The sequence below is a fragment of the Prevotella sp. CAG:255 genome (assembly GCF_000431195.1).
In the GTDB taxonomy this organism is placed as follows: Bacteria; Bacteroidota; Bacteroidia; order Bacteroidales; family Bacteroidaceae; genus Prevotella; species Prevotella rara.
Genome location: NZ_HF986775.1, coordinates 16,948 through 32,364 on the forward strand (window position 1 = coordinate 16,948; position 15,417 = coordinate 32,364).

10 protein-coding genes are annotated in these 15,417 nt (G+C 49.1%); 4 read left to right on the forward strand and 6 right to left on the reverse strand.

Going from position 1 to position 15,417, the window contains the following annotated elements; genetic code table 11:
• Window positions 1-8: 8 nt before the first annotated feature.
• From QVO66_RS02220 to QVO66_RS02235, 4 genes are read left to right on the forward strand one after another with little or no spacing between them, the layout of a single operon-like run.
• Window positions 9-1,190 (forward strand): SGNH/GDSL hydrolase family protein, encoded by a 1,182-nt coding sequence (locus tag QVO66_RS02220; RefSeq protein WP_021853754.1) that lies wholly within the window; start codon window positions 9-11, stop codon window positions 1,188-1,190.
• Between the two features lie 46 nt (window positions 1,191-1,236).
• The gene (locus QVO66_RS02225) at window positions 1,237-2,658 is read left to right on the forward strand and encodes an MFS transporter (RefSeq protein ID WP_021853755.1); all 1,422 of its coding nucleotides are present in this window, start codon (window positions 1,237-1,239) and stop codon (window positions 2,656-2,658) included.
• A 7-nt stretch (window positions 2,659-2,665) separates the two neighbouring features.
• Window positions 2,666-3,787 (forward strand): endo-1,4-beta-xylanase, encoded by a 1,122-nt coding sequence (locus QVO66_RS02230; RefSeq protein WP_021853756.1) that lies wholly within the window; start codon window positions 2,666-2,668, stop codon window positions 3,785-3,787.
• A gap of 42 nt (window positions 3,788-3,829) precedes the next feature.
• Window positions 3,830-4,795, forward strand: coding sequence for a glycoside hydrolase family 43 protein (locus QVO66_RS02235; RefSeq protein WP_021853757.1), 966 nt, complete (start codon window positions 3,830-3,832; stop codon window positions 4,793-4,795).
• Window positions 4,796-5,117: 322 nt separating this feature from the next.
• On the opposite strand, the gene QVO66_RS02240 is transcribed toward QVO66_RS02235, so the two are convergent.
• The 6 genes from QVO66_RS02240 to QVO66_RS02265 form a co-directional block, all read right to left on the reverse strand.
• Complete coding sequence (locus QVO66_RS02240; protein WP_021853758.1) at window positions 5,118-5,261, reverse strand: hypothetical protein; 144 nt, start codon at window positions 5,259-5,261, stop codon at window positions 5,118-5,120.
• Window positions 5,262-5,308: 47 nt separating this feature from the next.
• Window positions 5,309-5,818 (reverse strand): RNA polymerase sigma factor, encoded by a 510-nt coding sequence (locus QVO66_RS02245; protein WP_021853759.1) that lies wholly within the window; start codon window positions 5,816-5,818, stop codon window positions 5,309-5,311.
• 133 nt (window positions 5,819-5,951) lie between these two features.
• A complete protein-coding gene (locus QVO66_RS02250) occupies window positions 5,952-9,023 on the reverse strand; it encodes a DUF6298 domain-containing protein (RefSeq protein WP_021853760.1) in 3,072 nt (1,023 codons plus the stop codon).
• Between the two features lie 602 nt (window positions 9,024-9,625).
• Complete coding sequence (locus QVO66_RS02255; protein ID WP_021853761.1) at window positions 9,626-11,038, reverse strand: threonine/serine ThrE exporter family protein; 1,413 nt, start codon at window positions 11,036-11,038, stop codon at window positions 9,626-9,628.
• A 455-nt stretch (window positions 11,039-11,493) separates the two neighbouring features.
• Complete coding sequence (locus tag QVO66_RS02260; RefSeq protein ID WP_021853762.1) at window positions 11,494-13,686, reverse strand: RagB/SusD family nutrient uptake outer membrane protein; 2,193 nt, start codon at window positions 13,684-13,686, stop codon at window positions 11,494-11,496.
• Window positions 13,687-13,717: 31 nt separating this feature from the next.
• Window positions 13,718-15,417, reverse strand: a 1,700-nt coding sequence (locus QVO66_RS02265; RefSeq protein WP_288172456.1) for a SusC/RagA family TonB-linked outer membrane protein, incomplete at its 5' end; no start/stop codon positions are given.

Sequence of the window (15,417 nt, forward strand, 5' to 3'; positions counted from 1 at the left end):
TTAATAACATGAAAAAGTTTTTTATTGTTGCTCTGTTGAGCATTGCAATGAGTGTCAATGCCGGTAATGATGTTAAGGATAACCGGTGGACCGGCACATGGGCAGCGGCACCTCAGCTTGCTGCCGGAAAGGATATGCCTGCCGAGACCGACTTGTCGGGCATGTCGTTGCGTCAGATTGTGCGTGTTTCGGTTGGTGGAGATGTCTTGAGGCTTCAACTTTCAAACGAATACAGCAAGACGCCTGTTGAAATCAAGTCGGTTTACATCGCAGATGCAGAAGATTCGTGTGTTATCGACAAGAGTTCGGCAAAGTATCTTACTTTTGGCAAGAAACGCAATGTTACCATTGAAGCCGGCAAGGCTGTAATGTCTGATGCCGTTAAGTTTGACCTTAAACCGCTGCAGCGCCTCGCCATAACAATAAATTATGGCAGCACGCCTTCAGAAGCCACATCACATCTCGGTTCGCGTACAACGTCATATATTATTAAAGGTGTGTCAAAGCCCGGCAGCGATTTCTCAAAAGGAATAAAGATAGACCACTGGTACAATATTTCAGCAATAGATATTTGCGGAAATGAAAATAGTGCAGTGGCCGTGTTGGGTAACTCGATAACAGACGGTAGAGGAAGTACTACAAATATGCAGAACCGTTGGACAGACATCCTGGCTACAAACCTGCAGGCCGGCGGAAAGAACCTGGCTGTGCTTAACCTCGGAATTGGCGGTAACTGCGTGTTGAACGGCGGACTCGGTACGCCTGCCATGCAGCGCTATGACAGGGATATCCTGGCACAGAGAGGCGTTTCGGCTGTGGTGATTTTTGAGGGTGTCAACGACTTGGGTTCTATCAACGGCAACAGTGAGGCTATGGCAGCCAAGCTTATTAAGGCTTATCAGCAGCTTGCCAAGAAGGCACGTGAACGTGGATATAAGGTATATGGAGCAACGATAACTCCTTTTGCCGGACATTCTTATTTTACATTCTTCCGTGAGGCTGCACGACAGGCTGTGAACGAGTGGATAAGGACGAGCGGAACGTTTGATGACGTGATAGACTTTGACAAGCTTATGCGCGATCCTTCAGAGCCTTCAAAGCTAAAGGCTGATTTGCAGGACGACTGGCTGCATCCTAATGCCGCAGGATATAAGGTTATGGGTGAGTATGCCGCAAAAATAATAAAATAGCATAATTGGTTTACCTTAGTTACAAAACAAATTTAAATTAAAAAAGATGAGTTCAAACACGATGGAAAACGCAGCCTCGAGAGGCTTTTACAAGCTGTCGTGGCTTCAGCGAATAGGTTTCGGATCAGGTGATTTGGCCCAAAACCTTATTTATCAGACCATATCGATGTATCTGCTTATGTTTTATACAAACGTATATGGCCTCGACCCTTCTGCTGCTGCATTTATGTTCCTGATTGTCAGGGTGGTGGATGTTATCTGGGACCCTGTTGTAGGAACCTATGTCGATAAGCATAATCCAAGGTTTGGCAAGTACAGGTCTTACCTTTTGCTGGCCGGCGTGCCGCTTACGGGCTTCGCCATATTATGTTTCTGGGATGGCTTCTCCGGGTCTTTGCTTTATGCATACATCACTTATGTGGGCATGTCTATGCTATACACTCTGATAAATGTGCCTTATGGCGCGCTTAATGCGTCGCTGACCCGCGATACTGAGGAGATAACCGTGCTTACGTCTGTAAGAATGTTCCTTGCCAACGTCGGAGGACTTGCCGTTGCATATGGCATACCTATGATTGTGGCAACATTATCGCCCGACGGCAAGATAAATACCGTTGAATCAGCCAATGCCTGGTTCGTAACAATGGCCATCTATGCAGTGGCCGGTCTTGTGTTGCTGCTGTTCTGCTTCACTCAGACAAAGGAACGTGTGGTTATGGATAAGAGTGAGACCGACGACGTTAAGGTGAGCGACCTTTGGGTTGAGTTCCGCCGCAACCGTCCGTTGCGCATTCTTGCCTTCTTCTTTGTAACGGCTTTCGCCATGATGGCAATAGGCAACTCTGCCGGTTCTTATTACATGATTTACAACATACACTCTTCAGCCGACCAGCTGGCTTACTTCATGGCTCTTGGTTCAGTTCCGGCATTTATTTTCATGCCTATGGTTCCGGCCATCAAGCGCAAGGTTGGCAAGCGTGGCATGTTCAACATTTTCTTGTCTGTTGCCATTCTCGGTATGATACTTATTTATATTATCTCAATGGTGCCGTCGCTCCGTTCACAGATATGGCTGGTGTATCTTGCACAGTTTATCAAGTCTACCGGAGTTATCGTTGCCACGGGATATATGTGGGCGCTCGTTCCTGAGGTTATTTCTTATGGCGAATACACTCATGGCAAGCGTATTTCAGGCATCGTAAACGCCCTTACCGGTATATTCTATAAAGCCGGTATGGCTCTCGGAGGCGTTGTTCCCGGCCTTATTCTGGCTTTTGTCGGTTTCGACAAGAACAATTCTGTTTCGCAGACTGCTTTTGCAGAGCAGGGTATTCTTTGGCTTGTAGCTGTCATTCCGGCCTTGCTGTTAGGTCTTTCAATGTTCATAATTTCAAAATATGAGCTTACAGACGAGGTTATTGACAAGATAAACATGGAAATAGAAAAACGTTCAACTGAAAAAGCTTAATATAAAAATGAAACGAAATGTAGTATTTTTGCTGGCATGTATGTTCGCTATGGCAAGTGCATTGCCCGTTTCTGCCGGAAACACCAAGACTCTTAAAGATGTGTTGGGACGTTACTTCCTGGTCGGAGCGGCCATGAATGTTGACCAGATATGGAACAGGACGCCGGATGAAACAAACGTCGTTAAGAATAACTTTAACTCTATTGTGGCAGAAAACTGTATGAAAGGGGAGGAGATTCATCCTGAAGAAAACCGTTTCTTCTGGGACGATGCCGACCGTTTTGTAAAATTCGGTCAGGACAATGGTCTCGCCATTATCGGTCATTGCCTTGTATGGCATTCTCAGCCTCCTGTATGGATGTTTACCGACGAGCGTGGCGACACCGTTTCACGCGATGTACTCATCGACCGTATGCACCGTCATATTTCAGCAGTTGTAGGCCGTTACAAGGGACGTATCTTGGGATGGGATGTTGTAAACGAGATTTTTAACGATGACGGCACCTTCCGTAATTCTCCATATTATCGCATAATAGGTCCTGAATTTGTTGAACTTGCATTTAAGTTTGCCCACGAGGCCGATCCAAATGCGGAACTCTATATCAACGACTATTCGCTGGCAAAGCCAGCAAAGCGCGATGCTGTTTGCCGTATTGTCAGAGAGCTGAAGTCGAAAGGCTACCGCGTTGACGGTATCGGAATGCAGTCGCACAACGGACTCGAATATCCCGACCTTGATGAATACGAGAAGTCGATAGATGCCTTTGCTGCCTGTGGCGTTAAGGTGATGATTACTGAGCTTGATGTAAATGTCCTGCCAAATCCTGAAAAGTTTGGCGGAGCTGAGATAAGCCAGAACTTCAAGTATGCTGATGCACTGAATCCGTATAAGAACGGACTTCCCGAGGATGTTGAAAAAGAGTTTGAAAAGCGTTATCTTGACATTTTCAATATCTACTATCGCCATCGCGGACAGATCTCGCGCGTCACTCTGTGGGGTGTTACTGACACACGTTCATGGCTTAACGATTTCCCCGTTCCCGGACGTGTAAACTATCCGCTGCTCTTCGACCGCAGCAATAAGCCTAAGCCGGTGGTCGACAAGATTATAAAGATCTTTGAGAAATAAGTTCAATAAATTAAATAGAAACAACTTTTAAAATTAATAATCATGAAAAAAGCAAGATATCTTTTCCCGTCTGATTATATGGCAGACCCGTCTGTACATGTGTTTAACGACAAACTGTATATTTATCCGTCTCACGACTGGGATTCAGGTGCTGCGTTTGATGACGACGGCGGTCATTTCGAAATGAAAGACTATCATGCGCTCACGCTCACTGATATTGAGAACGAAGAGGCTACCGACTGTGGCAAGATTCTCGACCTGCAGGATATTCCATGGGCAGGCAGACAGCTGTGGGACAATGATGTCGTTGAGAAAGACGGTAAGTATTATCTTATCTTCAGCGCAAAGGACAAGAACGATGTGTTCCACCTTGGAGTGGCTGTTGCAGACAGACCGGAAGGTCCGTTTAAGCCGCAGGCCGACCACATTCGCGGATCTTACTCGATAGACCCTTGTGTCTTCAAGGATGATGACGGCTCTATTTATGTATATTTCGGCGGACTTTGGGGCGGACAGCTTCAGCGCTATAAGGACAACAAAGCCATGGGCAAGGAGTATCTGCCCGAAGGAGATGAGCCTGCATTGCCGTCAAGAGTGGTTAAGATGACCGATGACGTGCTGCAGTTTGCCGAAGAGCCGAAGCCCGTGCTTGTGGTTGACGAAAACGGCAAGCCGCTTACTGCCTCTGATCCTCACCGCTTCTTTGAGGCTTCATGGATGCACAAGTTCAATGGTAAGTATTATTTCTCTTATTCAACCGGCGACAGCCATCTGCTGTGTTATGCCGTTGGAGATAATCCTTATGGCCCGTTTACATACAAGGGAGTGGTTCTTGAGCCGGTGGTAGGCTGGACAACTCACCATTCTATTGTTGAATATAAAGGCAAATGGTATCTGTTCCATCACGACTGTGTGCCCTCTAACGACGTTACATGGCTAAGAAGTCTGAAGGTGCTTGAACTTGATGTCAACGAAGAAGGCGAAATAAAGACAGCAAAAAGCGAATAATCAGGTGTCTGACTAAGCCTGATTTGTATTAGATTATATCAATTATTCTGGCAGGGCCGCAGTGTTGCGGTCCTGTTTTTATATATGTACGGTTTTGCCTTATGTACGTTTCGTTTGCAGTGCCGGTTATGCTGCAATGTCTTCTTCCTGGCTTTTACATACAGGATATGCTGCGGTTGATGTATGCGAAAATAGATAGGTACGCTAAAAATAGGTTGTAATAAATAATGGTAAAAATAAGTCTTTTTGATAACGAACGGCCGCATAAATCATAAGATTTGCGGCCGTTCTCGTTTGCTATTATAAAAAAGTGTATTATGCGTTAAAGCTCTTTCAGCTGTAAAATAGTCAATAGAGTTCTCTCTTTGAGCTCTTTTTTCTCCATCTCTGTAAGAGGGGGAATGTTAAATCTGTTGCCTGACAGAATCCTGTCAGCCATTGTTTTAATGTTCTGTTTTTTTGCCATCTTATATTATTTTATAATATGACGGCAAGCAGTTTGTTTTGTACTCTTTATACAGCCTCATTTCTTGCTGCTAAAAAACGCAATCTTAGCAGACTTCTGTGCATGAGGTTACGCACCGACTGATAGTTTATGCCCATAATCTGGCAGATATCGTCATATTTGCGCTGCTCAATATAGTAGAGCTTTATTATCTGCTGCTGTCTGGGCGACAGGCATTTAACATATTCTGTAAGGGTGTTGTTCTTTTTCTGCTCTTCTTCGATGCGTTCCATGTCGTACGTCTCACTGTCGAAGAGCGGCTTGACGTTGTTATCGTTAATCTCGTTGTCGCAGACATGAGTGTTGTGTCTGAACTCGTCGTTGATTCTGTTCCTTAATGATACATACAGATACGACTCAATGTTGATCACTGATTCAAGTTCACCGCGTTTGGTGTACAACTTGACAAAGACGTCCTGTATACAGTCTTTAATCATTTCGCGGTCGGAGGTGAATTTGGTTCCGAATGCGAAAAGGTTATCAATTGTTTTGTCGTAAAGTTCGGTAAAGTTAATCATAGGTTTTCTCGTTCTTTTGCTGCAAAATTAGTGATGAACGGCTTAAAAGAATGGGAAAAATTGATTTATAAATACGAAAAACAGGTATTGACGTGTAAAATCAACACCTGTTATCAGTAAATTCTATGATTTCTTATAATCTTTCCAGCCAGTAGGCTGTGTCTTTGGCTTTACCGCTTATTGTGTATGTGCCTGAAATTTTTTCGCTCTTCTTCACAGTTTTTACCAGTCCGCTTTTCGTGTCGACGGCATGCAGTGTGTATTTTCCGTTCTCAACGTTGAGCGTAATGTCGCCTTCGCCATGGGCATATATCACATATCCAACGGCAGGGTTGCCTATCACCTGAGTGGCTGAGTTGCCTTCGCCGCTGATGTAGCTCATCTTTGTCAGGTCGGTCAGCAGTTTGTCGCTGCCTATGGCCACGTTTGGACAAGAGCCTCCGGCCATGAGGATGGCCCAGCCATACTGCGGATATTGCTGCGAGAAGAATGTTACGGCCTTTTCGGGATACTTTGTGCGGTATTCCTTCACGGCATTATATGCCTCGGCAAATCCAGTCTTGCCTACCTTCATCTTGCGCATGAACTGTCGCGGAGCAAGGTTCTTGCCTGCCTCTGGCGCCCAAAGGCCCTTGGTGTTGTAGTGCCAGTATCTTATGTCGATGATGTCTACCACCTTCGACAGCTCCGGATCGGCAAGTATGGCGTCCTGGGCGTCCTTCGTGCAGCTCAGCGCCACCATAGGATGCAGGCCTGTCTCTTTTTCCCATTCGGCTATTGTCTCTAGCCAGAAGCGTGTGAAGTGCAGCGGACCTGTATATTCCTCGCTCAGCAGCTGCACCACGTTGCCCTTGTCCTTGAGGTTGTCGAGACACTGACGGATGTACTGCTTGTGCAGCGGTCGCAGTATGGGGTTGTTGATGTCGTAGAACTGCTCGGCCATGAATATGCGCTTGTCGCCTGTGAAAGGCACAGGTTCGGGAAAGTCGGTGCCGTTGACATTGTTCACCGGACGCCACGGACAGTCTACCCAGTGGGCTCCTGCCTCGAGTATGTTGTGCTGAAAATAGTTCTGGTTGAACAGCAGTATGCCTTTCTCTGCACCTTTTTCGGCAAACTCGTTGAGTCGCATCCAGTACCATTGGTTAGGCTTTGTAAGGTCGTAGCAGCTCAGCCCGTCCCATGCGGTGCCTTGACCTGTACGGCTGAAAGCCTGCTCGTAGAACGGAGCCCAAACGTCGCCGTCGGCACGGCGCACACGCTCATGGTCAGTGCGGCGCAGGTCATACCACAGTCCGTAGTGGTGGTCTAAGATGCAGAAGTTGTTTTTGTCGAGATATGTCACCACAGAGTCTATGCGGTCGGTCCAGCCGGTGCCCTCGCGTCCCGGCACGAAGCGTGTTATGGCAGGGCGTGCGCCTTTCTTCACGAAGTTGTCCTTCACGCGTCCGGCCCACCATGGTATCTGGTAGTTGTTGCCCGTTATCAGCTTGCCGTCGGCTGTGATGTGGCCGTTCTCTATTGCAAATTTCATGGCTTTGCCGCCATTTTCAGCCACGTCATACTTGCTTCCTTTCACGCTCTCTATGTCTTTCACGCCTTTGGCCGATGTATTTGCTGTGTAGGGCACTGAGTCTATCCACATCTCCATAGTCAGTCTTGGCTGTGTCAGCGACACCTGTGCCATGATCTGCGCCTGTGCAATCTCAGGGCTGCTCGATGCGTTGGTGTTTCTGGGCAGTATGTATCCGTTTATGGCTTCTTTGCCCATGCGCTTCTCGAGCTGTGCGTAGAAGAGGCTGCGCGGCTGCACGTGGTCGTTGCTGCTTGTCCATTCAGCGTTGCCTGTCAGCGTGCCCCAGCATCCGTGTGCGCTGTTGCGGTTGTCGCTGTCGGGCGAGTAGCAGTAGAGAGTTGAGCCTGTACACTGCCACATCATGCTGTTGGCCGTGTTCCAGCCCGTTCCAAACTGGAACTGCTCAAGATTCTTGAAGCTTATGTCGTTGCCGTCGATGTTCACAATGTCAAACAGCAGTCCGGCTGCCCATGAGCCAATGCTTCCGCTGAAGCCCAAAGAGTTTTCACCCTCACACTGTACAAAGGCGTTGGGACCTGCCGCACAGAAGCCTGCCGCAAAGTCGTGTATGCCCTGGCGCGACACGCAGCGCTGTATCAAGGTCTGCTGTCCGCGTGTTATGAACACGCATCTGCGCCATCCTCCTGTCTCCGACACGGGCTCGCCTGCAATGCAGTCTTCAACCGTTATGCGGCTTGTCTGCTTCTGCAAATTTACAGCGCTGCCTGCGAAGTGCCTGAATTCCACACGTCTTACCCAGCAGTCGCGCGCATTGTCAGCCCAAATCGCGTCCCAGCAGTGGTCCTCGTCCTTAGGGTTCCATGAGTTGTGTTCCGACATGAGAGTAAGGTTCTCAACGCCACATTCGCTTATCTCCGCGCTGTTATATCCCGTAACAACGAAGCCCCCGCCGTATTTCTTGTCGAGCGTGGTGGTTATCGGCGCGTCGAGCGTTATGCTGTTGCCGTTAACGGCGCTGACGGTTCTGTCCCATGTTATGTCGATGTCGGTGGGTTTCCATCCGGTGTAGTCGAGTCCTCCGCCGAAGTCGTTGCAGCAGAGCGACGCTATCCATTCCTTTGTCGACGGCCTTACAATTCTTATACGGCTGCCTTTCTGTATCTTGGCGGCAGATGCCAGCGTCAGCGTAGTGGCTCCGGCCATGGTTTTTTCGCCTGCAACGGCAATGGTGTCGCCTCCAGTCATCTTCATTCCGCCCTCGATATAGAGCAGTGCACCTCTGTCATAGCCCTGCTTTATTATGGTGGTCTTGCCGCGTCCGGCACCTCTTATCACCACTCCCGATGTGCTTATGCGCAGCGGTTTGCTTATTCTGAAAGTGCCTTCGCCCAGCAGTACGGCTCCGCGGTGGCCGTTCTTGTCGGGTTTCAGTGCCGACACGTAGTTGATGGCGCGCTGCAGTTTCTCGTAGCAGTCGGCCCCGTCGCTGCCCACGAAGACAGCGTTTCGTACATCCGGAATGGCTATTTCAGACGCATGATATCCGCATGCCGAATAGTCCATCGGAATGTAAACCTCTTTTTTTGCCTTGCCTGCCATGGCCTTAACTGTGCACAATCCGGCTATCAGCAGAATGGCAAGGCAGCGGCTTGTTAGATTTTTTTTCATATCAGATTGACAAATTGTTTGTTTCAGTAATTACCTATACTTACAAAACGACGCGTATGTTTTTTTATTGTACTTATTATTCTGCGCCAATTTTTTTCTTTTAACCCAAATCTGTCATAGAGATTAGGCAGGATTTTTTCGTTTAATATGATGTGGATGGCCGACGGATTTTTCGCAGGTATGGCTGCTTACGTCAAGAACAGACGTACGGCAATCCGGCAGAAAGACTCACATAGCCGGCAGAAAGCATCAGTCTGCTTATAAAATCAGACAGTATTCGGTCTGCCGGGCTATTCGCGTTTAGGCTTATAGCAGGCCTCATTATCCAGTCGCGGCTGCCATTGTTGAACCCTATCAGTGGGTTATGGCTGAGGTTGATTGCTTCTGTGTGATAACATGTTGATATTCAATGCGTTGCAAAATGCCGTCTTTTGGCCTCTAAAAGATGCCCTTTTACAACGCAAAAGGTGCCCTTTCGCAGTGCAAAAGGACACCTTTTATATTTTCATCAGCCCCGGCCTCTCATTATATGTTGCAGAAACTGTCATGCCGGGCCGTCTTTCAGACCTTCCGTGCAGTCTCTGTGGCCGCTGATTCAGAGGTTATTTCATGTGTTCAAGGTCGACAAACTTGCCTCTCACTTTGCGCTCGGCTATCATCTTTATCAGTTTCTTATGGCGTTCAGGTGCAATCCATTTGCGTGCAAATATGTTAGGAATGGCCACGCCGATGGCTATGCAGAGAATAATCAGTGACGCCCTTATGCCGTTATGTATGGCGATGGTAAGCTCGCCGACCACTCCGTGCATTTCTATCAGTGCAAAGAGAGCCCTGTACATGAGCACGCCCGGCACCATCGGGATGACACTCGGGATCGACAGGCAGTGGTGAGGCGTGTGGAATATGTGAACGGCTTTTATGCAGATTATACTTATGAGCGATGAGCCTATGAGCGAGCCAAGGATGAGGCCCCAGTCGAGTCCCACGTTGCCGTTGCTCGGTCCGAGGTTCACGAAGTTACGCGTGCATACGGCTATTATGCCTCCTATGGCCACCACCCAGAGCAGACGCCGCGGTATGTTGAATATCATAGAGAAGCCCATGGCCGATATGGCTGCCGCCACGGCATAGGCCAGATAGCTGTTGTGTGGCGTCATGCTGAGGTCTTTCACAAAGTTGTCTATGCCGCACACCTTGATGGCTATTACTATGCCGAACGACATGGCCGCCACTATCATGAGCGTGTTGACGGCCCGCGTTATGCCTATGCTGATGTGGCTGTCGAGCATGTCGCTCACAAAGTTGATCAGCGGTACGCCCGGAACGATGAACAGGGCGCAGGCCATGAGCGGATGCCAAGGTGTGTCGCTGTGTGTGAAGGGTATCAGTGCCGACGGTATGTGCGACTCAATCACCGGCAGCGAGATGTATGCTGACAGGCATGCCAGCAGTGTGGAGAAAAATGCTGCAAAGGCAATGTTGACGTATTCGTTGGAGCCTGTCGAGTTGAGCCATGCTCTAAGGCGGAAGCCTGCTATGGCTGCTATCGAAGAGTAGATAAACGCAGGCCAGTCGCAGCCGAACTGAACGCAGAAGCCGCCGCAGGCCAGACCGGCTCCTATGGCTGTGAGCCACGGGCTGTAGTTGCGCTTCTTGTTCTTTATTCTTTCCAGCTCCTTCTCGTACTGGTCGAGGGTATAGTCCTCTTTGATGGCCCTCCACGACAGTTTGCTTATGGCAGATATGGCGTCCATGTTGATGCCGTGCCTGTCGCAGCGCTGAAATTTAGAGAAAGAATGGGTCTTGTCGCTGAGGTTTACCATCAGCATGTTGTAGGTGATGTGAATGTGCAGCTTCTTTTCCGGCAGGCCCAGATATGCCGCCGTGCGGTCCATGTTGCGTATTATGCGGCTGGTGTCTGCCGAACTTTCCATCAATAACTGACCGGTGCGCAGCAGCAGGTCGAGTTTACGGCGTAACACCTCCAGGGAGTCAGACTGCTGAGTTTCTTCCATAATCTTTTTGCCTTTATTTTAATGAAATTTGACGAATAGTCATACCTATGCTCATTTTCAGGGTGCAAAATTACAAAATATCTATGTAATTAAGGCAAAATAGTCTTTTCATAATATACATTTTGTTTTGTCAGCTGGTGTTTTTTGACTTTTGTTACAAGTATGTCATTCTGATTTTGCCGCATCATGGTTTTGCTTTGTGCTGATCGGTGCCGCTTAGGTTGTCTGCAAGGGCAGAAATTACGGTCAAGGGCTGTTGGCTTTCACTCTGTATAAAGTAAATTGCATGCAGAATGCATGAATGTGTCGGTAGGGCAGGGAGTGGTGCTCGCTTACGGTGGGAGTCGGCGTGTCTGCGGCTCGTGTCTGATGTTTCTCCGTCAGCCTTGTGTATGGGATATAAAAAAGAGGCATGCCATTTGCGGCATGCCTCTTTTTATATAGATTAGCTATGTTTATTCGTCTGCCAGCGGGTCGAATGTTCCGGCTGAACCTCCGTGCTGACTGTCTTCCCAACCGATGGTCTGCTCCAGAGCCTTGTTGTTGTTCTGTGCTCCCTGTGTCAGTCCGAGGAAGTAGTAGCGAGGCAGGAAGTTCATGTAGAGTTTAACCTTGTTCTGGTCGTAAGAGTCGCCCTTCTTGTCCTTGCGAACGAGGTTGTCGCTGTACCATGTCTTCAGAGTTTCCAGCTGCGGGTTGAGCTCCTTGCGGAGGTCTACTGCTGCACAGCGTGTTCCGCCGTTCTTCAGCAGCGGGTCGCTGTCGGCTGTTGTTCCGCCAACACCATACTTGTCGGCTACGCGGAATTCCATGTTCTCACGGCGCTGTCCGTTGAGCTGCTTGAAGCCGAGCCATGTACATGTGTTGCCGCCCCATCCTGTCAGTGTCCATGTTGAAGGCGCACCCTCAACCTTTGTTGCACCACCGTCGTAGAGCATCCAGCGGCGAAGGTCGTCGAAACGCTTGCCCTCGTATGCAAACTCTATCTGGCGCTCATAGAGAATGGCCGACATACATGCAGCCTGGTCTGACTCAAGGTTGCTCTGCAGTCCGTAGTTGTTCTCGCCGGTGTAGCCTGCGCGGGCACGAACCTGCTTCAGATAGCTTACGGCGTCTGTCAGCTCGCCTGCACCGCATGCAACCTCAGCAAGGTTGAGCAGCACCTCTGCGTAGCGGAGCTCGATGTAAGGCTGAGCTGAATAAGCAAATCCGCCGTTGCTTGCTGTACCGGTGAAGGTGTACATAGAGTTTGTATTTACGTCGTAGTCGTCAGAACGCTTGCGCACGTAAACGCCAGAGCAGTTTGTCAGCAGGTTGTCTGCACCATAGTCGTTTCCGCTCTCAGGGTCGCCCTGGTCGTCGAGGTCTGTATACCATACGTAGTTCCAGAGTTCATAATTCTTTCCGTCGTCATACAGCGGGTTGTTAGGATCAGCCTCCTGAACGCTGCTGTTGCCGTTGTAAGCCCAGCGGAAGCCGGGGAATGCGAATGTGCGGTAGAAGCGCGGGTCGCGGTTCATGAACGGATGTTCGCGGTCGTATGTCATAGACGAAGCCTCGAGCTTTGTGTAAGTGTCGGCAGAAGCCGGGCGCTTACCGTCAGCCATCGGGAACATGTCTATCAGCATTGCAGAAGCGTTCTTGCCAGAACCTGTTGTGTTCTTCGGACGGATGTAGCGCTCCCAGTTGCTGTTCTTCTGACCGTCGCCGGCCTGTACAGTGTTGTAGAGAGTTACGAACACAGCTTCAGGGTTCTTGTCGCTCTGGTTGAACTGCAGTGCGAAGTCTGAACCGTTTACGTTGTTTGTAGATGTGAACAGACCATAGCCGCAAGAGTTGATAGAGTCGAGCTCGGCCTTCATCTGTGTGTATGCGTTCTTCCAGCGTGTCTCGTCGTTGGCACGGTTGAACAGCGGGCTAGCCCACAGCAGCAGCACACGGCCTTTCAGCGCGAGGGCTGTTCCTGTTGTTACCATACCCCATTCGTCGCTCGACCAGCCGCCGTTCATAGTCTTGTCGGCAAGCATCTTGGCTGATTGGTCAAGGTCGCTGAGGATGAAGTCGATACAAGCCTTTGCTGAACGGCGAGGGTTAACCACACCTTCAACAGGGTCCTGAACCTCAGTTACGATAGGCACACCTCCGTAGTATTTCACGAGGTTATAGTAGCACCATGCACGGAAGAAGTAGAGCTGTCCGAGATATTCGTCTTTCTTCTCCTGTGAGAGGGCGCCGCCTGAGATGCCTTCAATGGCGTCGTTGATGTTGCGGATACGTCCCCATGCGTTGTTCTGAATGTTGTTAGGAGTACCGAAGAAATAGTCAGGAACAGATGTTCCGCTCATTACAGACAGCGGGTTCTGCGGGTCAACGAATGCTCCGAAGCCGCTGTACTCCTCAGTCGACTGTGCCTGAGTGTCGTTGCTTCCTGTAGAAGGATATTGCCATGTGGGGTCGCTGTTCACCGTAGGCAGACACCAGCTGTAAACGTCGTATACACGGCGCAGGCATCCCTCTTCTGTGTCGTAAATACCTGTATTTACGTTATCGTAGTTCTTCTTTTCCTCAAGGAAGTCATCACTACATGATGTGATGGTCATGCTTGCGATGAGGCCAAGTCCGAACACTTTTATTATATTTGTTTTCATTGATAAAATTCTATTAAACGGTTATATTTTCTTAGAATGTAAGATTTACTCCAACTGTAAACTGACGCAGTGTAGGATAAGAACCGTAGCTGCACATCGGATCCATGAAGTTGTCTGGATAAGGATTATAGAAGCTCAGCAGGTTCTGGCCTGTAACGTTTACGCGGGCTGACTGTATACCGATTTTCTTCACGAGGCTTGACGGAATAGTGTAGGCCAGTGTCAGACGGCTCAGTTTTACTCGTGTTCCGCTTATTCTCCAGAATGATGATGTTATTGCGTTTACGCTCTGGTAAGCGAGGTTAGGCAGGCTTCCGTTGCGGTTGGCAGCTACTACGAGGTTGCCGGCTGCATCGTATATGTCCTGATATGAGTACATGTTGTCAACATTCCAGAATGAAGGCATGTTGGTGAACTCGAGGTCGTCTACGCCTGAGCCTGACTTCAGTGCAGAAGCGTCAACGAAGCTGTATCCACCCCATGAAGCGCTCAGCTGGGCTGTGAGAGAGAATCCCTTGTAGTCGGCGCCGAGGTTCATTGTAACGCTGTAAGGATTGTTGCGGTTAGACAGACATACCTGGTCGTTGTCCTTGTCTACCACGCCGTCAGGTCCTGCGTATGTTCCGTCTTCCTGCTGCGGTCCGCGTACATCCTTATATATAAGCATACCCGGGCGAACCTCGTCTTTGCTCATTCCGAGGTAAGATGTGATGTTGTATTTGTCGAAATACTCCTCAATATCCTGGAATGAACGGAACATGCCGATGCACTGCATACCCCACAGACCGATGTCTGTACGTCCGCCGCGCTGTATCTGACGATAGATATAGTCTGTGGCGAAGTCCATGTTCAGCACCTTGTTGTCGCTGTAGCCTGTGTTGAGGCCGATACGGTATTTGAAGTCCTTGCCGATCTTGTCACGCCATGTAGCGCTCAACTCGTAGCCCCAGCTGTCCATCTCGCCAAGGTTTACTGCTGCCGACTGTGTACCGATTGTTCCCTCGATAGCCTGGCTGATGTTCATCAACATGTCGCGGTTCCACTCGCGGTACATATCGTAAGTAACGCTCAGACGGTTGTCAAGTACGGTGAAGTCGAGACCGAAGTTGGCTTTGTAAACCTTATCCCAGTGAACATCCTTGTTTACGGCAGAGTTGTTCTTGTTGATGGTTATACGGTTCTCGCTTTCGTTTGCGATGCCTGTACCGAACACCGGACCACGGTTGGCGTCCTGGGCGTAAACCTGCATCCACTGCCATGCGGCTGTGTTGTCACGTCCTGTCATACCGAATGATCCGCGAACTTTCAGGAAGTCTACCCATGGAAGAGCCTCCTTGAACCATTTTTCTTCAGACATTACCCAACCTGCGCTGAATGACGGGAATACTCCCCAATAGTTTACCGGGGCGAATTTCGTTGAAGCGTCAGAACGGATAAGGAATTCTGCCAGATACTTGTTGGCGTATGCATAGTTGATACGTCCGATGTAAGAGAGAGTTCCTGACTCGCTGCGGGTGAAGGTTATAACCTTTGTCTCGCCCTCAGCTGAGTTTGACTGTCCTGTTGTGAAGGGGTAGGGGTCTGAAACCATGGCATAGAGATACTCGCTCTCTGCTTCTGATTTCTCTATTGAGAATAATGCTCCGATGCTGTGCTCGCCGAAGTCTCTGTTATATGACGCCGTAAAGTTCATCTGGTAGTTGTCTGTACGTGTCATAGAGCGGTTCAGCT